Source organism: Microcoleus sp. F4-D5, from assembly GCF_036704885.1.
GTDB lineage: Bacteria > Cyanobacteriota > Cyanobacteriia > Cyanobacteriales > Microcoleaceae > Microcoleus.
Genome location: NZ_JAUBSX010000001.1, coordinates 248,229 through 270,152, shown reverse-complemented (window position 1 = coordinate 270,152; position 21,924 = coordinate 248,229). Strand labels below are relative to the sequence as shown.

The following is a 21,924-nucleotide window of genomic DNA, read 5'->3' as shown; positions in this document are numbered from 1 at the left end:
CTATCGGGCAACTATTATTTACTGTAAGAGTAGACAAGTTGCCCTTTTTTTACTAGCTTTAAGGGAATTTTAGGATTGTTTAGCGGCTCGTTTTTTAGCCTTACCTTTTCTTCCCATTCTTTAAATTTAGGTTCCAGCATTTCAGGTGTAAGTTTATAAATCTCTTTGAGAGTTATGCCTTCATACAGTCCAATATACCAAGCTTCTACTCTGCGATACTTGTCAAGTATAATTTCATTCAAATGATGGTGAGTAGTCACCCCACCGCTCCTATTGAGAGCAATATTGATTGTTTTAAGTTCGTATTCTTTTCCTTCAGCATCAATAGCATCGTTTCCTTCACGTCCAGGTGATATCCGCAGCCCTAAAAGGATTAATAACTGTAAAGTCTTTCCCCCGTTATCTTGAAAAATATCCGCAATACCATATTCACTAGCCAGATTTTGCAATTCTTGGATGCTTTTCATAGCATTTTCTAGCCGTTTAGCATCTGAAATGCGTTCTGCTTCGGTGGTAACAGCCTCTTCAACAGGCTCTACAACTGACGGAGAAACTGGTTCAGCTATTAGGGTGCTAATGAGACCTGTACTCTCGCCGCTTTGGCTAAAACTGATTAAATAAGTAGCGGGTACATCGAGCGCTTCAGCTAGAGCGAAAATAACTTCAAAGGAGGGCGATCTTTCACCGCGTTCCAATAAGCTGATATAGTCAGTAGTCTTGTCTATGAGTTCTGCTAACTCGCCCTGTGTCATCCTTTTTTCTCTGCGTAACTGACTTACCTTGACCGCAAATTGTTTTCTGGCTTCTTTGTAATTCATACCCCTCACAATTTGATAAAAACGAACTGAAAGTTCGCTTTGTGAATGGTACGAAGAATTTATACACAACACAACGTACTGAAAGTACGGATATAGTATAACTAAAAGTACGGATCTTGATATAATGACAGTAGGCTGTGTCTGTTGTACCTTAAACTAATCTAAATTAAGCATGAGTAACATTTTGCCCGCCCCAATTTACACAACCCAATACGGTCAATCTTATTTGGGAGATTCTCTTCATCTCCTGAATAGTCTTGCTAGCAATTCTGTAGATTTGGTGATTACATCCCCTCCTTTTGCATTGCAACGCAAAAAGAGTTATGGAAATGAAGATCAAGATTTATATGTTGATTGGCTGCTGGGCTTTGCTCCGGAAATTACAAGAGTTCTCAAGGATACTGGAAGTTTTGTTATAGACCTTGGAGGTGCTTATCAAAAAGGAATACCTGTACGCTCGCTGTACAATTACCGCGTGCTTATTAGGTTATGCGACGAGTATGGATTTAAACTGGCTCAAGAGTTTTTCTGGTTTAATCCTTCAAAACTTCCATCTCCTATAGAGTGGGTGAATAAAAAGAAAATCAGGGCTAAAGATTCTGTGAATACTGTTTGGTGGCTTTCCAAAACTAATCAGCCTCAAGCGAATATTACTAAAGTCAAAGTAGAGTATTCTGAGAGAATGAAAAAGCTTTTGAAAAATGCTGATGAATTTTACACGCCCAAAGAACGCCCTTCCGGTCACAATATTAGCGATCGATTTGCCAAAGATAATGGAGGTGCTATTCCATCTAATTTACTAGAAATTTCTAATTCTGAAAGTAATTCTCAATACTTGCGTTGGTGTAAAGAGTTTAATGTTAAGGCGCATCCGGCACGTTTTCCCCAAAGATTACCGTCATTTTTTATAAATTTTCTTACTGAACCTGGAGACTTGGTAATAGATATTTTTTCTGGTTCTAATACTACGGGTCAGGCAGCAGAAGAATTATCAAGAAACTGGATAAGTTTTGAAAAGGAAAAACAATATGTTGCTGCATCAATATTTAGATTTTTGCCTCAAGAATATTTTTTGCAAGCGGATACAATATACAATCAATTGTTAAATGAGGAAGCATCGGGATTGATTTTACCTCAAAAGAAGCTACTTTTTGAAGTTAATAATTATTGTTTTTAGTTTTGCTCAATCGTCTGATTGTTATTGGATGTCTCACAATGCTGGAAATACAAAATAGATACAGACCTTGTTTGAAGTTGCTCTTTTCAATAGGAAAATTTTGGGCGATCGCCTACATTGCTTCCTGTATACTCTTGTTTTTTCTGCAAACTCGTTTGATATTTCAGCCAACACCTACAATCGCCAAAACACCGGATGCTTTTAACATCCCTTACCAAGAAGTTTGGTTGCCAGTTAAGGCTCGATCGCGCAAAATTGAAAAACTGCACGGTTGGTGGCTGCCCGCCGCAAATCGAGAATCATTAGGAACTCTATTGTACCTGCACGGCAGGGGTTTGAACATCGGTGCGAATATCAATCAATCTTACCGCTTTCGGCAATTGGGTTTTTCTGTATTGCTGATTGATTACCGGGGCTACGGCCGCAGTCAAGGCAGCTTTCCCAGCGAAGCTCGGATATATGAAGATGCGGAAACAGCTTATAATTATTTAGTGAAACAGCGGCAATTGTCACCCAGCGAAATCTTTTTGTACGGTCATTCAATGGGTGGTGCTGTTGCTGTGGAATTAGCGATCTCACATCCGGAAGCTGCGGGATTAATTGTTCAAAGTTCGTTCACTTCAATGCTTGATATGGTAGAACGGTACAGTATAATGCGGCTGTTTCCGCTGCGGCTGCTGCTGACACAAAAATTTGATTCTTTGGCTAAGGTTAAATTGCTGCGAATTCCGGTTTTGTTCGCCCACGGGACTGCTGACCCTTTGATTCCCAGTGGGATGAGTAAAAAGTTGTATGCTGCTTCTCCTGAACCTAAGAAAATTTTACTTGTTCCTAATGCTAAGCACAATAATGGAGATCTTTTTTTTAACAGTAGCGAATACAGTCAAACTATTGTTGATTTTGCCGATAATTATAGAATGAGATGAATGCAAATTAAGCTCGATCTCTGTCAATTATTTGTACTTTATCTCCAAATTCTAGCTGCAAGACTGATTGAGCACTGCCGCCATTAACTGCAATTTCTACCCAACCGTCAGAACCAGTTATGGCAATTAAATCGCCCGGTTCGCTGTCGCTGTAGGTTTTACCGCTGGGGATGCGAATTGCATCAGAACTATTGCTAATTGTCAATGACCAATTGTTACCTGTAATGCAATTATTCGGAATATTAGTAATTAGATTGCCAAAGCGATCGACATATTGAATGCAGCCTGCTGCACCTGTGGCTGTAACGGCACAATTTGGTATCTCTAACTGTAGTAAACTTGCAGGGTCGATCGTCTCCCCCAACTCTTCCAAAGCCACCCCATTGGCCAAGTAAGCGCCCGCAGCAGCAAAAATATCGCGACCGTGGAAAGTGCTGCTGGGTTGAGGTGTGCGCCAGTATTTGGGGTTGGTGAGTTCGACAGAGGCGATCGCACTTTCCCGACTCAACACCCCGCTAAACAACCCGTTATCCGGCCCGACAAGAAAGCAACTAGCACATTTAATCGCAACCCCGCGTCTCTTGCTTCCCACCCCCGGATCGACGACCGCAATATGTACGGTTTCCGGCGGAAAATAAGCAAAAGCAGTCATCAAACAAAACCTCGCGGCCGCAATATTTTGAGAGGGTATTTGGTGCGTAATGTCAATGACTTTTAACTGCGGGTTAATTTGGGCGATCGCACCTTTCATCACTCCCACATAAACATCGCTTAATCCAAAATCTGTAAGTAGAGTTATAATTCTATTTTTAGACATATATGCAAAGGTAAAAATATGGTATCACAATGGGAAAACTTTCTGCAAAACTTGGGAGAATGGCACGGTTCGTTTACCCAGTTATCGCCGCGGGGAGAGGTACTTCAAGATACTCCTAGCATTATTTCTCTCGAAGGTCTAAATGACAACAAAACTGTGAGATTGAAACTCCGTCGCTTTTCCCCAAATCCCAGCGGTGTCGGCGAACCTGAAGTGAGCGAACTTGTTCGAGAATATCAGGGTTTGGGACGAGATATCTTGTTTTTTGAGAATGGAGCTTTTTCTCAGGGAACTATTCAACTAGCGCCTTATTCTCAGTGCGGTGCCGAGTTTGGTTTTATCTACAATTATCGCCGGTTGCGCTTCGTTCAGCTCTACAATATCGACGGCAATTTATCCAAACTTACCTTAATTCGGGAAAAGCAGCTTGATAAAAATGTCCCCGAACGTCCGCCTTTAACTGTTGAGGATTTGCTGGGAGAGTGGGAGGGCGAGGCCGTGACAATTTATCCAGATTATCGTCATCCTGATTCCTATTCTACCAATTTACAATTGCATTTGGATGGAGCCGATCACCTAGTAAACAAAATCACTTTTGGCAGTAATGGTACTGTTATCAGTTCTAGTGCCCGCATTGACGGTTCAGTTCTGCACTTTAACGAAAGTGATTCGCCCGTGCAAGTTGTGCTGCTTCCTGACGGCGGTTCTTGCACTTTACCTGTCAAAGCTGACTTCAGAAAACCTATATTTTTTGAGGTCGGTTGGTTGGTAGAACCTGACTTGCGGTTCCGGATGATTCGCAGTTACAACGATCGGGGTGAATGGGTAAGTTTGACTTTAGTTACTGAACGCAAAGTTAGTCATTAGTCATTATCAGTTGTTGAGGATTAAGATTTAGTCTTTTGGCCGGGCTACAAGCCCACCCCACAATAGACTTGATGTATTGTGGAACGGGCATCTTGCCCGTTCTAAAAATAGTACAAGATATCAGCACTACAAACATTTTTCAGATTTAGGAACCGGATTTTGTTTCCTGAGTTTGCGACTGAATTACGGCACTCCAGTCATCATTCTTAACAGCAGCTTCTAAATCATTAGCGCGTTCGCCGTCTATTTTGGCGGCTGTTTCTAACTCTTTGGTCAGAGTGGAATCGGCCATTGCTTTGCGTAATTTTAGCTTTTTTTCTTCATAAGCTTTTTGTTCCTCAGCAGACATAGCAGCGCGCGCTGCTTGGCCTACGGTACTCGCCCACATTTCGCTGTCTGCACTGTTTCCAGGCGGAATGCTGTCGAGTTCGGCTATCCACGTATCGCGCAAACTTTCCATTTCTTCCCGCTTGGGGAATTTGAAAGTTTGCACGCGCAGGAAAGCACAATTTTCGACGCCATTTTGGGCGATGTGACCGTTGATTGAAAGCAGGATATTTCGCGAATAACCTACATACTGAGTGTTGCGGGAAGTGTCCATTACAGCGTACACGCCGGCGACTTTCGCGTTAGTTGCTAGAGCACGCCACGTATCGATCGACATTACTTGCGTGCCGTCATTTTCTAATTCAGAAGTAGTGGCTGCTGCGCTGTGTTCCGAGTCGGAACTGTATAAAAAGTTGTGCAGTCCTTCATGGGCGACAGGTACGTTTTGATGTTCAATTGCTACGTCTCGATCGGCATTCGCTTGATTAGCTTCCATTAAATTCAATTCCTCAAAAAATGTCAACTTTACTAATTAAATCCCACTTTCAAGGGCGGGCTTTCCGGCCCACCCCACAATAAAGAAAGTTCTCGTGGAACAAGCCGGAAAGCCTGTTCTATTGTTTTTTTTGCCCTTATCTACTTAACTTACAGCAATTTGTTGCAATTCCTCGTCAGTCAATTTAACTTCGATCGCCCGCACAGAGTCCTCAATACTCGATACTTTTGTCGCACCGGGAATTGGAACGATGCAGGGCGATTGGGCCATCAACCAAGCTAATACTATACAGTAAACAGAAACGTTTTTTTCTTCTGCTAGTTTTGCGATCGCGGGCATATCTTGCAACCTTGTGTGGCGGCGGCTTCCTCCCAGAGGACTCCAGGGAAAAAATGTCAGTTTTTCGGTTTCGCAATATTCCAGAACGCCGTCTGATTCTGGCTGTCTGTGCCAAGGATTGTACTGATTCTGAACAGAGACAATTTCTACTGTATCGCGGGCGCGTTTGATCTGTTCTACAGAAAAGTTGGAAACTCCAATAAATCGAATCATTCCTGCTTCTACTGCTTCTTTTGCGGGTGCTAGGGCTGCTTCGATGGTATAAGCAGGATCGGGCGAGTGATATTGCCAAAGGTCGATCGGTTCCTTGCCGCCGAGTGCTTCAAAACTTTCGCGTATTGTCTTGCGTAAATGGTGGGGGTTGCCGTTGCGCGTCCATCCACCTTGAGGCCGCATTAAGCCGCCTTTAGTGGCGACAGTGACAGCTCTAATATCTCCAGTATACTGTTGTAAAGCTTTGGCAATCAGTTCTTCGTTATGGTGTTTGTCGGATTGATCTTGGCAGTAGGAATCTGCCGTGTCAATTAGGGTGACACCCAAATCGAGGGCGCGGTGAATTACCGCAATAGATTGCGATTCGGGCGGCCGGCCGCTTAAGGACATCGGCATACCTCCAAGACCGATCGCGCTGATAGTAAAATTAGTGTTTCCCAGTTGTTTTCTTTTCATTTATTTGCCCTCGTTTGCGTGGTTTATTTACTGTTGCAATTTCAAGAATATAAGGATCTGTTAAAATTTTACATTTTTTTAAAAGTATATAAGTAGATATGAATAGAATTTTTTCTATAAAGTTGTAATAGCTGGTAAGTCAAAGAACTCTTGTAGAAGCGAGTTAGCCGTTTCACGCACGGCCCTCTCCCCACGCGATGTTGATCTGTACCTAGCTACTTCACTAGCTCGAAGCGCTGGTGTAAAATCGGAGTGCAAATTGCCAGAAGTAGCGGGAAGCGCACAAAAGCCCGATCGCCAATATTCCAGCCCCTGCTATCCAAACTATATCACCTCTGCCCAGCATTGCTTCTGCCGGTACTGTCGTAAAGAAGGCAACGGGGACTACGAATGTGAAGAAAAATCGGTAAGCTGCCGGATAAGCTGCCATTGGAAATCTACCGGCTTCTAATAATCCTCTGAGAACTTCGGTAACGTTGTAAATTTTGACAAACCAAATACTCATAGCACCTAACATAAACCAGATGCTGTAAAGACTCACCATGCCAAATAACAGCGGTATTGCTGTTAGGAAATAGTTGCCGATTCCCAATCCGAGTTTGTTAGCTGAGTACAGCAACAATACCACACCGAAGATTATATCGGGTATTCCCCAAGGGGAAACTGTGTTTGCAGACAGCCAGAATTGCGAACTGATCGGTTTCAGGAGTACGAAATCGAGAGTACCTTGCTGGACTCGATCGACAATACGGCTGAGGTTGGGCGCGAGAAAGGTTGACGAAAACCCCTGCAAAACCGTAAAAATGCCGAGTACAACTAAAGCCTCTTCCCATTTCCAGCCCGAAAACGTATAGCCGGTACGGTAGAACAAAAATAGCCCAAACAAGCTACCCGCAAGGTTTCCGAGGCTGCTGAGGGTCGCGATGACAAAGTTGATTCGGTATTCTAGTTCTGCGGCGATGGCCGCACCCCAGAATAATTTCACTACGTCCAAATATCGTCCCATGTTTATAGCCATTTTTCACCGTTGAAATACTTAAATTCCCTCATATTGTAAAAGTTTGGTGAAGTCAACTGCTGTATGGCCCGCTCACTTCACTATAACTTTAAGTTATTGAGACAGCTTACATAAATATTTTTACTTAGGTTAATTATTAAGTTATTTAAATAAAGTTAAATAAAAACTACAATTTATTGACTTAAATCGATCTCAATCCGCTATTATTTGTCACGCATTAAAGCATGATTCATGTTTCCATAAAAAAAAAACTTAATTGATTAGCAATACTAATATGTTACATACATTAACATTATAAATGTTTGAAAAACATCTAGCCATACCCAAACCGAACTCTTAGGATGGTGCATACGTACTTAAAAGGAATACGCAATCAGCAATCCGCAATCATACGTACAAAAGAAGGTTCGAGAAATTGACTTAAATAACAACACGTAAGGAAAAAAAAATGGATGCTTTAACATTATCGAGACTGGGCGTCAAGCACACCAAGAGTGCAGTAGCCGAATCGCTCCGTATCAATACAGGATACGACATGACCAACCCAGTCACTTTTTACGGAATCGTCAACGAGCATTGCAACGTTAAATGTCGCCAGTGCGAGTATTGGCGGCTCAAAGAATATAAAGACGAAATGACGATCGAAGAATGGCAAAATGCTCTCTTAAGCATCAAAGAATTTGTGGGCGAATTTTCCATCAACTTTAGCGGTGGCGAACCTTATATTAAGAAAGGTTTTCTAGACTTACTGGCCTTTGCGAATAAAAATGGCATTCACGCAGGCGTCACCACAAACGGCTATTGCATGACCAGGGAAAATGCGGCGAAAACTGTGGCGGCGCGTCCTTTTAATGTGAATATATCCGTTGACGGGCCGAATGCAGAACTGCACGATTATTTGCGGGGTCAACCGGGATTATTCGATCGGCTTTCTAAAGGAATCGGTTATCTGCGCGAAGAACAAGAAAAACAGAACGTCCTGTTTCCGATCAACGTCAAACCGACGATGAACCGACTCAATTTCCGCCACCTCCCCGAAATAGTCACCTGGGCTCAGGGAATTGGGGCGACGACGGTGAACTTCCAACCGGTCAACCGCTGGACGCCAGAAACATACGAGGAATTGTGGATTGAAAAAGAAGACATTGAGGAATTTTCACAAGTAATCGAGCGCCTAATTGAAATGAAGAACCACGGTGCTCCAATTATGAACAGCGATGAAGTGTTGCGATTGATGATTCCTCACTTTGCGGAAGAAAAAGCTCCTGATTCAACTCGTCCTTGTCGCGTTGGACTGCGCAATTACTGGATTGATACGCGCGGCGATGTGAAATTGTGCGATGAGTTTCCGGTGATTGGCAATGTGAAAAACGCCAGCGCCCGCGAGATTTGGTACGGCGAAAAAGCTCAGGAAGTCCGCCGCGATACTTTGAATTGTGGCAAGCTTTGTCTGATTACTTGTGTCTCGCAAAAGACGATTTTGGACAAGGTGAAAATGGGGATGAAGTTATTAAAGAATTGAGGTTTGATCCGTGTGAATAGTGCTTGTGTGAATGGTAGCCGGGTTCGATCGAAAACCCGGTTTTTTGTTTGATACGTGGAAAAAATTCGCTCCGCAGCCGATCGCACTTCAGACAAAAAAGATGATATTCTCTGGTTGGCGATCGCGCTTTTTTCCCCTTCTTCTTGTTCCCGTTCCGATTCCACCTGGTAGATTTCCACCATCCCCCCCTACAGCAGATATCGACTGCTGGAACAAATCTTGACTAGCAATCAAGTAGTTTAAATCTATTTCAATTTGCCGCTGATAATTATTTTCAGCCCAATCCTGAAACCTCTGCAAAAAATCCCGATTGTCGCCTGGAATGCACAAAATTATAATTATTGTCAAGCCATAACCATAATTTTCAGCATTAGTATTAATGGTATTTCTGTCTTCTTGCAAATACTCCACTTGCCGATCACAATCAAACATTTTGGTTCGGACTTCAGCCAGCAATTGTTTTAACTTCAGCAACTTAACTTCTCTATCTTGTTCGCTTTCTATTCAACTGAATTCGGGAAGATTCTTTTCTAACTCGCTGACTATTGGCTGTGCTTGGCGATACTTTTTCCTAGCTTCTCGATACACAAATACCATTTTAACGCGAGAACACAGCAGATTCATCAAGCAAGAGTTAAACGCCAGCGTTGCGAATTTCAAAGTTTGGGAATTCTCTGGCAACTCTAGTAGAATGTGACACCGCTGACCCGCATTATCTTCTCGGCAGTCCTACTCACAAATCGGACTACCGAATAACTTTGCTTCGGCGCGACAGTCTACTGATGCTTGCTGTTTATCCTGTACAAAAGCTTTAACATATTCGTCAGCTAGCTTCGGGTAAGTATCATCAACTTTTGGTTCTGGATATAACAATAACGTTTGTCCCAGGGACGCTTGAATTGCCTTTGGCAACAAGCAACTTTGGATTTCTTGGCTGAAGATTCAAAATTTTACCATCTGATATCGTTTCCGGTAGCATCGGAATGATGTAGAGGACACCGCGAGTGTCCCGTGTCCCTGCCATTAATCGGGGTAGGGAGTTAGTAATTGTTATTTTTTCTTGGTGGCTTTCCAAGTGCCGCCGTAGAAGTAAAAAGGATTGTTTTGACTTACCGATTCCCAACATTTAAGACACAAAAACAACCACTGCCCCGACTCGTCATACCGGGCGCGGTAGAGAGTCGGGCCAGATTGGGAACAACGATCGCAATATTTGATTCTGATTGCCCTGGCCATTGTTACTCAGTTTCAACTAAAACAGCAGGAGTCCCGCAATCTAACGGTACTCCGTTGAGTGACGGGAGGAATGCGCGTGAGGCGTACCCGTTCAACACATTATCTATCAACACAACAGAATTTATTCAATACGTTATACAATCTGGTAATGAAACAAGTCCTGACAGTATCTACAAATCTATCGATTCCCAATTCCCAATTATCAATTACCAATTCTTCAGAATAATCCCGATCGCTACAAAAAACTTAGTATTAGGGCGTAGCGTGAGTTATACTCCTACTGGAAAGACTGTGACTGCCAAAAAATCTCGAAATCAAAGTTTATGAGCAACACTTGCCCGCCTCAACCAGCCGCCCACAATCCCGCAACACAAAAACTCAGTTTCTCGACAAAATTAGCTTACGGTGCCGGCGACCTCGGCCCGGCAATTACCGCGAATGTGTTGGCATTTTACCTGCTAGTTTTCTTTACCAATGTCGCTGGTTTACCTGCTGGCTTAGCCAGCAATATTTTGGTAGTTGGCAAGGTTTGGGATGCCATAAACGACCCGATTGTGGGGGTTTTGAGCGATCGCACTTCTCACCCTTGGGGTCGGCGATATCCTTGGATAATATATGGTGGCATTCCCTTCGGCATATTCTTCTTGTTGCAGTGGATTGTACCTAGCACGGATCGCACAGTGTTATTTTGGTACTATGTTGCGATCGGCATTTTGTTCAACACCGCCTACACGGCTGTCAATCTTCCCTACACTGCCCTGACTCCAGAACTTACTCAAGACTACAACGAACGCACTAGCCTTAATAGTTTTCGGTTTGCTTTCTCCATTGGCGGCAGCATCTTTTCATTAATCTTAGCTCTAATTATCTTTCGTGTATTTGAAAAAGACCCAAATCAACAATATTTAGTATTAGGTGCAATCAGTGCAGTTATCTCTGTCTTGCCTTTGTACTGGTGCGTTTTGGGAACTCGCAAGCACGTCGCAGCACAACTATTAGAAAACGCAGAACTAGATAATTCTACTTCCTTGCCGCTGAAAGAACAGTTGCAGATTGCATTTAGCAATCGCCCTTTTTTGTACGTAATTGGAATTTATCTTTTTTCTTGGCTGGGAGTGCAGTTGACTGCTACTATTATTCCCTACTTTGTTGTTAACTGGATGCAACAGCCACAGTACGTTTTTAGCTTGGTGGCGATCGCAGTTCAAGGCACTGCATTAATCATGCTATTTATTTGGAGTAAAGTCAGCGAGAGATACGGCAAAAAAGCCGTATATTTTATGGGCATGAGTTTGTGGATTATCGCCCAAGCCGGACTGTTTTTCCTGCAACCAGGACAAGTATTGCAGATGTACTTATTAGCAGTCATGGCAGGTGTCGGAGTTTCCACTGCTTATCTAATACCTTGGTCGATGATACCGGATGTGATCGAACTCGACGAACTGCAAACAGGAGAAAGACGCGAAGGCGTTTTCTATTCGTTTATGGTACTGCTGCAAAAAATCGGATTGGCAGTGGGTTTGTGGTTGGTAGGCCAAGCATTAGAAGGAGCTGGATTTCTATCTACAGTTCCGGGACAGCCTGCACCCGTACAGCCAGAGTCTGCACTGTTTGCGATTCGAGTTGCGATCGGACCGCTGCCCACACTTGCTTTAATTGCTGGCATGATTCTCACATATTTTTATCCCATAACCCGCGAAGTTCATGCAGAAATATTGTTGAAACTTCGAGAAAGAAAAGCACAAGCAGTAAGCGCTAATAAGGAGTAGTTGGTAATTAGTAAAATCCCCAAAAAACAACTACCGATAGCTAATCCGAGCGAGATCGATAGCAATCCTCTAATCCTGTGCGAACTATTTTTTTTCTGGGACAATGTGTCATCTTATTATTGCATCGGTTAATTCCCATAAAAGCCCGTTGCGCGCTTACCGAAAGATTGCTATAACTGGCTCGGAGGGCGAATCAAAGCGATAGTTTTAGTAATAAGTCCAGTAACCCAGAAACCGCGTTTTTCTACAAAAAAACATAACATTGCGCAGCGCCATCCGCCCCGGTATAAAAACCCACAAGGCTTGAGTTGTTCGAGGTGTCGATCGAGTTTGACAACACAAATTATTAATTTTTATGTCTGTAGAACAGTGTTGAGAGTAGTTTGTGATAGAGTCGCGGCGATGAGTAAGTCTATAGACTTAAGCAGCCATCCAGCTCGTTAAAAAGTTTATAATTAAAAGAAGAGACAGATTTTTATCAGAAATTGATTCGATTAGTTGCAGTTCCAAATATCTACTGAATTCTGCTAATTATATCTACCTAAATGGAAAATGCAAAACTTTTTAGCCGCTCGGTTAGCGGGTAAGTTAACAAGTGCCGCTGCCGTTGACCGCGAACAGAAAAATGGCATAAATTACAAAGCAATACCACCGCAAGCGGCGGCTGAGGTGTTACGGCAAATTGTAAAATTTTGGTAAAGTTATTGAACGACTTGGGACGAAGCTCAGCCACACCCGAAAAAGTTGCTAGAGTCCGCCTGAGACCCTAAATACAAGCACAACACAGCAGACAGAAATGCAGTCGGATACAACTCTCTCTTCAGTTAGTAAAAAAAAATTGCAGCCGACATAACATAGTGATTTAGTTATTTTTGTATACTAGGTGAAAGTTGTGAGAACTATTAGAAGGAAGTGGAACCGACCAACCAAGAATTTCCTGTGATATCCTTAAGTCAATGGTGAAAGTATCAACCAAAAAGTCCGCACAACTGAGCTGATTTTACCAACAAAATCTCAAAGAGGTCAACATGGAAAGAGAACAGGACGCTCATATCGTACCCATTAGCAGCCAGAGCAGACAGGTGCAACAGTTTTCCGTTGACGAGGGAGAAGAATTAAGCGCGCAGCCTCAGAAAGGATTGAATCTAAAGCCGTTGTTGAGGACTTTTCAGCGAAAAGCCCTAATCATTATTGGGATTATAGGTTTAGCAGGCGCTGGAGTTACTTATCAGATCAAGGGAGGCAAGCAAACATATCAAGGCGATTTTCGGATGCTAGTGGAACCCGTGACAACGGAGGCAAGAATTGCTGACCCCGCTGCCCTAGCCAATCGCGGCGAGGGGGGGGCAGTGCCTAGTCGAGAATTTTTTAGTTTGGACTACGCAACTCAACTTCAAATTCTCCAGAGTCCTCAGATGCTTTCGGCTATTGTTAAACAAGTTCAAAAACGATATCCAGAATTTACCGAGGAACTTCTTCAAAAAGGATTGCTCGTTTTGCGGATCGGACAAGATGAGATGACGATTACTAAAATTTTGGAAGTTCGCTTCATGGGGACTGACCCTAAATTAGTTGAGTTTGTTTTACAAGAAACTAAAAAGAAATATTTAAAATACAGCCTTGACGAACGCAAGACTCGCATTGGTGAAGGTGTTAAGTTTATTGAAGACCAGCTTCCGGGACTCAACAAGCGCGTCAACGATCTGAAGTCGGAGTTACAGGTTATACAGCAGCAGCAACAGATTAGCGATCCTAAAGAACAAGGCGGGCAATTGCTCCAGCAAGTTCGCACCGTAGAAACTTTAGAGTTAGAAACTCAAAGGCTGCTGCAGGAACAGAAAACGCTGTACGCAAACTTGCAAAAACAATTAGATTTTACACCAAATGAAGCTATTGCTGCTTCAGCTTTAAGCGAAGAACCTCAATATAAAGATTTGCTGACCAAGGTTAAGGAAGTAGAAGGTCAGATTGCTGTAGAAACAGCTCGTTTTAAATCTGCTAACCCTATAGTGGAAGCTTTAGAGCGCAAGCGGGCAAATTTAGTAGCTTTGCTCAACCAGCAAACCGATCGAATTTTGGGGGAAAATTTAGCAGGCACGGCAGCCAATCCTAAAGTTCAGAATTTTCAAAATTCGATTCGCATAGGCTTGATTAAACAATTGGTTGATACTGCCAACCAAGTTCAAGTCTTAGAAGCTCGCAGTCAGGCAATCGCCCAAACTAAAAATGATTTGAACCGCCAAGCAAGAGAATTTCCCAGCATAGCCCGCCGCTACAACGAACTGCAACAGCAATTAGAAATAGCCTCCCGCACCCGCGATCAACTTTTAAGTCAGCGGGAAACTCTCCGCATCCAAGCAGCTCAAAGCCAAGTACCTTGGGAAATAATTTCTGAACCCCGGATACCGCGAGATCCTAAAGGCAAATTGATTCCAGTTGCATCAAAAAATAAAAACAAATTGATGATGGGAGTTGTTGGGGGGCTAGTGTTGGGTCTGGGAATGGCTATCCTCATTGAAAAAATTCGCAATATTTTCTACTGTGCAGATGACGTTAAAGATGCGATCGAAGCGCCTTTATTGGGAGCAATTCCTCTGGACAAAAATGCTAAAAAATTTCCGCCTTCTATTGCTAATTCCTATGCTTATCTTGAAGGAAAAGAGGGTAATAAGAAAATTGCTTCGGAATTTATAGAAGCTTTTGACTCTCTTTATACTAATATCCGCTTTCTTTCTTCAAATCGAACAATTAGCTCTTTGGCAATTGGTTCGGCTACAGTTGGCGAAGGCAAATCTACCGTTGCTTTAAACTTAGCTCACGTGGCAGCGCTGGCGGGTCAGCGAGTGCTGTTAGTAGACGCGAATTTGCATTCTCCCAGCCTGCACTTGCTGTTGGAACTGCCTAATGTCAAGGGATTGAGCAACTTGCTCGACAATCAAAGCGAACCCGATGAAGTTATCCAGCGATCGCATCTAGCAGATAATCTTTTTGTATTAACTGCCGGTCTCCCTCATGCCGGTACAGCCAGACGGCTGGCGTCATCTCAGATGCAGTATTTAATGGAAGAACTTCAGGCAACATTTGACTTAGTTATCTACGATACGCCGCCGCTGGTGGACAGTAAAGATACGAATTTTTTAGCAGCGCGCACAGATGGAATACTGCTGGTTGTAGCAATTCGCCAGGTCAAGTTTTCTGTAGTCAAAAAAGTTGTCAGTCAATTAGAAAATTTTGGCATACCGTGCTTGGGCACAGTTGCTAATCATGCCACCAAAGGCAAGAAGTATCAAGCACCTAAATCCTCAGTTGTTGAAGAGAAAAATGAATATTTGAACTTTTCACCAGCAGCGTCTGGCATCCGCAAACTAGCTCCCAAAAAAGAGTGAGAGCAAAAAAGATGACTCCACCCCAAAATGGATACCGTGCCACGTACTCCTGTCGTGGAGATCCCAAAATTTTAGACTCTTGTTCAAGCTCCTGATTCACTGCGCTGCAAGTAAATCTAAAATCGTTCTCCTCTAGCGCTCGCGCCGAAATCAAAAATCAAAAATCAAAAATCAAAAATCAACAGACGGCGGACTAATTTCCCTCCGGCTTGGTAGGAAATGTGACAATAAAATTAGTCCAGCCATTGCTGCTTTCAACCTCAATTTTTCCCTGCAACTGTTCGACAAGTTTTTGAACTAAAGCTAAACCCAAACCTGTACCTCCTTGTTTCCAGGGGTCGGCGTTGGGAACGCGATAAAATTTCTCAAAAATTCGAGGTAATTCCTGTATCGAAATGGACGATTGATTGCTGAGTGTAAATTCGATTTCGGCAGGGACATCACTTGCTTGTTGCGAATTTTGCCCTTGTCCTCCCTCTTCCCCGACTCCTTTTTTGCACTCAACTTTCAGAGAGATTTCGCCGTCGTTGGCAGTATATTTGCAGGCATTGTTGAGGAGTTCTGCAAAAATTCGTCCCAAACTAGCGCGGTTGGAACTGATCGTGGGGAGGTGGCGCGAGCACTCTACTCGCAAATGCTGGTGACGGTTGTGGGCGCGGGTGTAAAACGGGTCGATAATAGTAGGCAGCCAGACTTCTAAGTTTACTGGTTCCAAATCGATCGGACAAGTTGCTGTTTCGAGCCGCTGCAAATCGAGCAAAGCATTAATTAAATCTGTTTCTCTAGTACATTCTGTTTCTAAAATTTCTAAATAAATCTGACGCCGCTCTGGTGTGGGAGAAATTTTCAGCATATGAATGGCCATTTTCATATTAGCTAAAGGCGTCCGCAGTTCGTGAGAAACTGTGCTGAGAAATTCATCTTTGAGGACGTTTAAATGCTGGAGTTCGTGAACTTTTTGCTGCAATTCGGCGGTGCGTTCTTGGACTTGGCGTTCGAGGTCGGTGTTGAGGTTTTGGACTTGCTGATAGAGTTGGGCTTGCTGAATGGCGATCGCGATTTGAGTTGCCAGTTGCAGGAGCAAATCTACTTCCGAAGGCTGCCACTGACGGGATTGGGAACACTGATGGACACACATCATCCCCCACAAATTGCCGTCTTGCAAAATTGGTACAATCAAATAAGCTTTGATTTGTGCTTGCTGGAACCGCGCATATTTTTCGGCGCTCAAACAGGCTTGGTCGATGTCGGGGACGGCATAAATTTCCTGTTCGATCGCCGAAGCTGATTCTTGCCAAATATTATCAGGCAGGATTTCTCCCAAGATAGAAGACCAATTTTCGGCAACGGATTCTGCGACTACAATTCCGGAATTGCACGACTCTAAATGCAGGATTGCTACTCGGTCAGCTTGCAAAACTTGGCGCACTTCATCGACGCTGGCGTGGAGAATTTCTTCTAGGTTTAAGGATTGGTGAATCCGCAAGGAAATGTGAGTTAACAGCCGATCGCGCTGCAATTGTTCGTGGAGTTTGGCTGTCCGTTCCCGCACCTGCTCTTCCAGTTTGGCGTTGCGGCTTTGCAGCAGTTCCACTTTTTCGGCTTGCAGTTGATAAACCGACTGCTGCAACTGTTTGACAACTCGGTACATTTCTGTCGGGTCGAGGACTCTGAGCAAGCTGGTTTGAGTAATAATTCCCAACAGTTCTCCGCGCCCCCCGCACACGACCAACCGGTGCACTTGTTCCTGCTGCATTTGTTTGTGCGCCGTCCACAGAGAATCGGAAGGTTGAAGACATTGCAGGGGAGTTCTCATGACTTTTTGAGCTGGGGTTTGGTCGAAATTTAGTTCGAGAAACTGTGCCTGCACGATGTCGTATTCGGTAATAATTCCCAAGGGTTTGTGAAAGGAATAGTGAAAAATGGAGGTATAGTCATCTTTGGGCTTCTCCATTGTTAATTCTTTGTTTTTTGTAATGACCAGGCAACTGACTTGATGCTCTGACATCAGTTCGGTTATTCTTTTGAGCGAAGCGGTGTGGGGCGCTGTAATTGGCGCAGTCATCAATTCAGCTACCCGCCGCAGTTTGAGAATGTTTGAAGGCTGCAATACTTGACGGATTCTTTCCCGCGTCAGCACTCCTACCAAGTGGCCCAATTGATTGACTATCGGCAAATAGCGAATCTTGTGCTGGCGAAATAAGGATAAAGCGGCGAACACGTCTTGGTCGTCGGATTCTGTGAGGAAGACCGACACCGGGGACATCACTTCGGAAATTGGTATTTTGTGCAGGGCTACTTTGTGCTGGCTGTCTATTTTGCCAGAAGCTATCAGCCTCACTAAGTCGGCGGGAGTTAATATGCCGATTAACAGCCCGCTGCTGGGGTTGTCGGATAAGTTGCCTGCGGTAATAGTCTGCTGGTTCTGCACGACGATCACGCAGCGCGCCCTCACCTTGTCCGGCGCGGACGCTTCGTTCATCGATCCCCGGTCTGAGGGTAAAGGTGTTTTGACTAGGGGACAACTGTTTTGCAACTGATTCATCAGGGCGATCGCCACTGCTAAGGAAGTTTCTGGCCCGGCAGTTAGGGGATACCGGTCGATCGCTTGTTCTAAGGCTGACGAGTAAAAGGGCGGGTGGTAAAACGGCATAGTTGATTGCAGGTTGTCAGAGGGCGGCTAACGATCGGGCAAAGCCTTGGGGAACGGCAGAAACACCTCGCCTGTGCTTGGGATTTAAATAATAGACTTTCTAATTTATTATTTCCACGCAATCTCGGCTTTAGATGAATGGTGTCACTAATTCGCTATCTCACCGATCTCAAATCCTTGGGCGGTTTTTACTGCCTCCTTTTCTCCTGAGACTCCCCTATAATCAAAATAACCCGAATGTAAAGTTTTACTACAAGATTTATCCATAATGACAACTTTAAGCTTAGAGCAAATTGCCGCCAAGTTAGAAAGCGAAAATTCAGCCGATCGAATGGTGGCTTTGGCCAACTTGCGGAACGTGCCTGCAGCAGAGGCGGTGCCTTTGATTAAAAAGGTGTTGAACGACGAAAGTTTGCAAGTGCGATCGATGGCTGTGTTTGCTCTCGGGGTCAAACCCACAGCAGAGTGTTATCCCATTCTAGTCAAATTGCTAGAAACTGACCCCGATTACGGCATTCGCGCTGACGCTGCGGGTGCTTTGGGCTATCTCGAAGATATCAGAGCTTTTGACGCTTTGGTGCGCGCTTTTTATGAGGATACGGAATGGCTGGTGCGCTTCAGCGCTGCTGTTTCTCTGGGGAATCTCAAAGATCCCCGGGCTCGCGACGTGCTGCTAAAAGCTCTCGACAGCGAGCAAGTGGTGATCCAGCAGGCGGCAATTTCGGCTTTGGGGGAAATTAAAGATCTTGGGGCGATCGATCGCATCCTCAATTTTGCTCAGTCGGAAGATTGGCTGATCCGCCAGAGGCTGGCTGAAGCTTTGGGCCATTTGCCTAGTGTTAAGAGCGTTTCGGCTTTAAAATACTTAGAAAAAGACAGCAATTCTCAAGTATCTGAGGCGGCAACTATTTCTCTCGATCGCCTGTCAAAAGCAGAATTGTAACAATTTGTAGAGGCGGGTTCACTAAAATCTGTAATTTAAGTAGTAGAATCAGATCGACCCGCCCCGGCTGCGATGTTTGAAAAAATTATTGTTTTGAGAGAGGGAGTTAAATGCCCTACAGTCAATTTAGCATAGAACAAATTAAGGCAACTTTCGGCATCGCCTTTTCGAGCAAGATGGGCTTGTTTGCCGACATTCCCGAAATAGTACCCAGCAGTTTTTTGCAAGAAACTTTGCAATTCAATCTGCCTTTAGCACTAGAAATTAATTCCGAGAAAGCTCGCTCCGAGCTAATTGTCGCGCCAATATTAGTTGAGATCAAAAAACTGCTACCGCAACGTATGAGTTTATTGTCCGGCAGAGAATTTAATGTAGACCCGGCGAGGGGTTTGAGCGGTTATTGCGATTTTCTAATTAGCAGATCGCCGGAACAGCTAGTCATTGAATCCCCTGTTATCGCCTTGGTTGAAGCCAAAAATGACAACATCCAATCCGGCTTAGGACAGTGCATGGCAGAAACGATCGCAGTACAAATATTTAACCAGCGTCAAGAAAATGACATTCAGAAAATTTATGGAGTGATCACAACTGGGAGTATTTGGAAATTTTTCAAATTAGAAGGAATTGCGATCGAGATTGACACCAGCGAATATTTTATTAATAATGTTGGTAAAATTCTCGGTATATTAATAAAATTTATAGAGGATTGAGTAAAACCAGAATATATTATATAAGCTGCGACGGCAAATCGCAAGCTAAAATAGTTCTTTATATCCTTTAACCAAAACTAGCCATGAATCAAGCACCCAATCCCTTTAACTCAAATCCATCCAATCCGCTAGACCCCTTGGAGCAAGAAGTTGACGAGCAAGGTGAAGGCTTGCCGAGACAGTACCACCCGGCAACTAAAAAAACTCTGCAAAAAGTCTTTATTATCCTGGTAGTTGTTGGGGCAATTATTGGGGGAATTCTATCTATAGGGGTGATTTCGCTGATGCAGAAGGCGGGACTGACAGATGTGCCGGCAAGGGTACAAAATCCTAAGTGAATCGGTGGGTTGAACGTACCGTCCGCGATCGCCGAGCCTTAATTAAAGTATCGTTCAATATCGCACCCGTGTTGCGCGAAATTAAGACGCGATCGCTCGCCTAGCTCCAAAATAAATCTTAATATTTTAATTATTTTATTAGATGTAACTGTGTCTATAAAATCCAATTCGGTGCTGTAGGGGCCCCGGTCAAAAACAGTTTTAAATAAACCACACTTATTCTGAAAAATATAATGTTACTTATTGGGCTATTTATCGCCACGTTTTTTTTAGCATACTGCAATGGTGCTAATGATAATTTTAAAGGCGTGGCAACACTGTTTGGCAGTCAGACGACGAACTATAAAACAGCAATTGGTTGGGCGACGATCGCAACTTTTGCAGGTTCAGTCTTTTCTATTTTTTTAGCAGAAACGCTGGTAAAAAGCTTTTCGGGAAAAGGGCTAGTTCCCGACTATATCGCCAATGCCCAAGATTTTCATTTGGCAGTCGCGACCGCTGCGGGTTTAACCGTTATTCTTGCTACCTTAACTGGATTCCCTATTTCCACAACTCACGGTCTTACAGGTGCTCTTGTCGGTGCAGGTTTAGTAGCAATTGCTACTGAAGTTAATTTTACAGCTTTGCAGAACTCTTTTCTAATGCCTTTGTTGCTGACTCCCATGATTGCGATTCCATTAGCAGCTTTAATTTATGCCCTGTCTCGCTACCTGCGAGTTTATTTAGGAATCGAGAAAGAATGGTGTATTTGCGCTGGTCAAATTCAACAGATTATTCCCATTCCCCAGCCCGATGCAACTAACATACTGAAGTGCATCACAACCGCTGATGTCGCGGTCGATTCTCTAGAAAAATGCACGCAAAGATACCAGGGAAATTTCTTAGAAATTCCCAGCCAAAAGTTAGTTGACGTTTGCCATTTTATTAGTGCGGGAATCGTCAGTTTTGCCAGAGGATTGAACGATACTCCGAAAATTGTTTCGCTCATGTTAGTCGGTCAATCAATATCAGTTCAGTGGGGAAGTTTAGCAGTAGCGTTGGGAATGGCACTCGGCGGTTTATTGAACGCTCAAAAAGTGGCCGAAACAATGAGCAAAAAGCTGACAGCAATGAATACCGGTCAAGGGCTGGTGGCAAACTTAGTGACGGGATTTTTAGTTATTGCTGCCAGTCGTTATGGACTTCCAGTTTCTACTACCCATGTTTCGGTAGGTTCCATATTTGGTGTCGGATTGATTTCAAAAAAAGCTAATGTGCGCGTTTTCTATCAGATTCTACTATCATGGATTTTGACCTTGCCAATTGCTGCGGTAATCAGCGGCGGCGCTTACTGGGTGCTGCATAGGTAAGAGAATTAATCTAGTCCTAAAAGAGAAAGAGTTCGCAGTTGATTTGGGGCCATCAAAGGATAACCTGATGAAATCGAACGGTAAAAACAAGAAATCGCGCCGGGAGTTTTTGAATAAAATTGTAAGGGTAATTTATGGTTAAAAATTCTACGATCGCGCCACCTGTTGCAGATAAATTGATTGCTGCTGGCTTTCACGCTCTTTCTGACCCCCTGCGGCTTCAGATTTTGGAGTTGCTGCGGGAACAGGAGTTGTGCGTTTGCGAATTGTGCGATCGACTTTCTGTCCATCAGTCTAAACTCTCTTTTCACCTCAAAGCCTTGAGGGATGCAGCTTTAGTCCGCAGCCGCCAAGAAGGCCGCTGGATTTACTACAGCCTCAATTTAGCTCAGTTTGTCGCGCTCGAACAGTACCTCGCCGAATACCGCCGCTTCAGCCAGATCCTGCCGGCGCGCCCCTGTTCTGACGCAGATTAACCCATCAATATTTCTTAGTATGTTAATTTCCTGTTTGTCTTCCATCATACTTGACATATCAAATTTT

Annotated in this window: 22 protein-coding genes; 12 read left to right on the top strand and 10 right to left on the bottom strand. The window is 43.8% G+C overall.

Features of this window, described 5'->3' with window-relative positions; all coding sequences use genetic code 11:
* Positions 1-14: 14 nt before the first annotated feature.
* Positions 15-818, bottom strand: coding sequence for a helix-turn-helix domain-containing protein (locus QUA80_RS01255; protein ID WP_333420621.1), 804 nt, complete (start codon positions 816-818; stop codon positions 15-17).
* 172 nt (positions 819-990) lie between these two features.
* On the opposite strand from QUA80_RS01255, the gene QUA80_RS01250 reads away from it, so the two are divergent.
* A complete protein-coding gene (locus QUA80_RS01250; RefSeq protein ID WP_333420619.1) occupies positions 991-1,995 on the top strand; it encodes a site-specific DNA-methyltransferase in 1,005 nt (334 codons plus the stop codon).
* Positions 1,996-2,033: 38 nt separating this feature from the next.
* A complete protein-coding gene (locus QUA80_RS01245; protein ID WP_333420617.1) occupies positions 2,034-2,921 on the top strand; it encodes an alpha/beta hydrolase in 888 nt (295 codons plus the stop codon).
* 7 nt (positions 2,922-2,928) lie between these two features.
* On the opposite strand, the gene QUA80_RS01240 is transcribed toward QUA80_RS01245, so the two are convergent.
* Entirely contained in the window at positions 2,929-3,738 is an 810-nt protein-coding gene (locus QUA80_RS01240; protein ID WP_333420615.1) for an SAM-dependent chlorinase/fluorinase, read from the bottom strand.
* An 18-nt stretch (positions 3,739-3,756) separates the two neighbouring features.
* Between QUA80_RS01240 and QUA80_RS01235 the strand changes: the two genes are divergently transcribed.
* Positions 3,757-4,605, top strand: a complete 849-nt coding sequence (locus QUA80_RS01235) for a DUF3598 family protein (RefSeq protein WP_333420614.1) — start codon at positions 3,757-3,759, stop codon at positions 4,603-4,605.
* Positions 4,606-4,750: 145 nt separating this feature from the next.
* On the opposite strand, the gene QUA80_RS01230 is transcribed toward QUA80_RS01235, so the two are convergent.
* The 3 genes from QUA80_RS01230 to QUA80_RS01220 all read right to left on the bottom strand — a co-directional run bounded on the left by QUA80_RS01230 (position 4,751) and on the right by QUA80_RS01220 (position 7,454).
* The gene (locus QUA80_RS01230) at positions 4,751-5,428 is read right to left on the bottom strand and encodes a GIY-YIG nuclease family protein (protein ID WP_333420612.1); all 678 of its coding nucleotides are present in this window, start codon (positions 5,426-5,428) and stop codon (positions 4,751-4,753) included.
* Between the two features lie 144 nt (positions 5,429-5,572).
* On the bottom strand, positions 5,573-6,436 hold the full coding sequence (locus QUA80_RS01225) for an aldo/keto reductase (protein ID WP_333420610.1): 864 nt from the start codon (positions 6,434-6,436) through the stop codon (positions 5,573-5,575).
* 223 nt (positions 6,437-6,659) lie between these two features.
* Positions 6,660-7,454, bottom strand: a complete 795-nt coding sequence (locus tag QUA80_RS01220) for an ABC transporter permease (protein ID WP_445302192.1) — start codon at positions 7,452-7,454, stop codon at positions 6,660-6,662.
* 448 nt (positions 7,455-7,902) lie between these two features.
* Between QUA80_RS01220 and QUA80_RS01215 the strand changes: the two genes are divergently transcribed.
* Entirely contained in the window at positions 7,903-8,976 is a 1,074-nt protein-coding gene (locus QUA80_RS01215; protein ID WP_333420608.1) for a radical SAM protein, read from the top strand.
* A gap of 108 nt (positions 8,977-9,084) precedes the next feature.
* Here the strand turns inward: QUA80_RS01215 and QUA80_RS01210 are convergent, their stop codons facing one another.
* The 4 genes from QUA80_RS01210 to QUA80_RS01195 form a co-directional block, all read right to left on the bottom strand.
* Entirely contained in the window at positions 9,085-9,429 is a 345-nt protein-coding gene (locus tag QUA80_RS01210) for a hypothetical protein (RefSeq protein ID WP_333420606.1), read from the bottom strand.
* A gap of 72 nt (positions 9,430-9,501) precedes the next feature.
* Complete coding sequence (locus QUA80_RS01205) at positions 9,502-9,657, bottom strand: hypothetical protein (RefSeq protein WP_333420605.1); 156 nt, start codon at positions 9,655-9,657, stop codon at positions 9,502-9,504.
* A gap of 69 nt (positions 9,658-9,726) precedes the next feature.
* Positions 9,727-9,870, bottom strand: a complete 144-nt coding sequence (locus QUA80_RS01200; RefSeq protein ID WP_333420603.1) for a hypothetical protein — start codon at positions 9,868-9,870, stop codon at positions 9,727-9,729.
* 177 nt (positions 9,871-10,047) lie between these two features.
* Positions 10,048-10,233, bottom strand: coding sequence for a hypothetical protein (locus QUA80_RS01195; protein ID WP_333420601.1), 186 nt, complete (start codon positions 10,231-10,233; stop codon positions 10,048-10,050).
* Positions 10,234-10,556: 323 nt separating this feature from the next.
* Between QUA80_RS01195 and QUA80_RS01190 the strand changes: the two genes are divergently transcribed.
* The 3 genes from QUA80_RS01190 to QUA80_RS01180 all read left to right on the top strand — a co-directional run bounded on the left by QUA80_RS01190 (position 10,557) and on the right by QUA80_RS01180 (position 15,388).
* Entirely contained in the window at positions 10,557-12,002 is a 1,446-nt protein-coding gene (locus tag QUA80_RS01190; protein ID WP_333420599.1) for an MFS transporter, read from the top strand.
* Between the two features lie 552 nt (positions 12,003-12,554).
* Complete coding sequence (locus tag QUA80_RS01185) at positions 12,555-12,701, top strand: hypothetical protein (RefSeq protein ID WP_333420597.1); 147 nt, start codon at positions 12,555-12,557, stop codon at positions 12,699-12,701.
* 329 nt (positions 12,702-13,030) lie between these two features.
* Positions 13,031-15,388 (top strand): polysaccharide biosynthesis tyrosine autokinase, encoded by a 2,358-nt coding sequence (locus QUA80_RS01180; protein WP_333420595.1) that lies wholly within the window; start codon positions 13,031-13,033, stop codon positions 15,386-15,388.
* A 193-nt stretch (positions 15,389-15,581) separates the two neighbouring features.
* Here QUA80_RS01180 and QUA80_RS01175 read toward each other — a convergent pair whose 3' ends face one another.
* On the bottom strand, positions 15,582-18,041 hold the full coding sequence (locus QUA80_RS01175) for a CBS domain-containing protein (protein ID WP_333420593.1): 2,460 nt from the start codon (positions 18,039-18,041) through the stop codon (positions 15,582-15,584).
* A gap of 268 nt (positions 18,042-18,309) precedes the next feature.
* Between QUA80_RS01175 and QUA80_RS01170 the strand changes: the two genes are divergently transcribed.
* The 5 genes from QUA80_RS01170 to QUA80_RS01150 all read left to right on the top strand — a co-directional run bounded on the left by QUA80_RS01170 (position 18,310) and on the right by QUA80_RS01150 (position 21,857).
* A complete protein-coding gene (locus tag QUA80_RS01170) occupies positions 18,310-18,984 on the top strand; it encodes a HEAT repeat domain-containing protein (RefSeq protein WP_333420591.1) in 675 nt (224 codons plus the stop codon).
* Between the two features lie 110 nt (positions 18,985-19,094).
* Positions 19,095-19,694: a hypothetical protein gene (locus QUA80_RS01165; protein WP_333420589.1), complete on the top strand. Its 600-nt coding sequence runs from the start codon at positions 19,095-19,097 to the stop codon at positions 19,692-19,694.
* An 83-nt stretch (positions 19,695-19,777) separates the two neighbouring features.
* Entirely contained in the window at positions 19,778-20,032 is a 255-nt protein-coding gene (locus QUA80_RS01160) for a hypothetical protein (RefSeq protein WP_333420587.1), read from the top strand.
* 233 nt (positions 20,033-20,265) lie between these two features.
* Complete coding sequence (locus QUA80_RS01155) at positions 20,266-21,381, top strand: inorganic phosphate transporter (RefSeq protein WP_333420585.1); 1,116 nt, start codon at positions 20,266-20,268, stop codon at positions 21,379-21,381.
* A gap of 134 nt (positions 21,382-21,515) precedes the next feature.
* Positions 21,516-21,857 carry a metalloregulator ArsR/SmtB family transcription factor gene (locus QUA80_RS01150; RefSeq protein WP_333420583.1) on the top strand — a complete coding sequence of 114 codons (342 nt, stop codon included), beginning with the start codon at positions 21,516-21,518 and terminating at the stop codon, positions 21,855-21,857.
* Positions 21,858-21,924 lie beyond the last annotated feature (67 nt).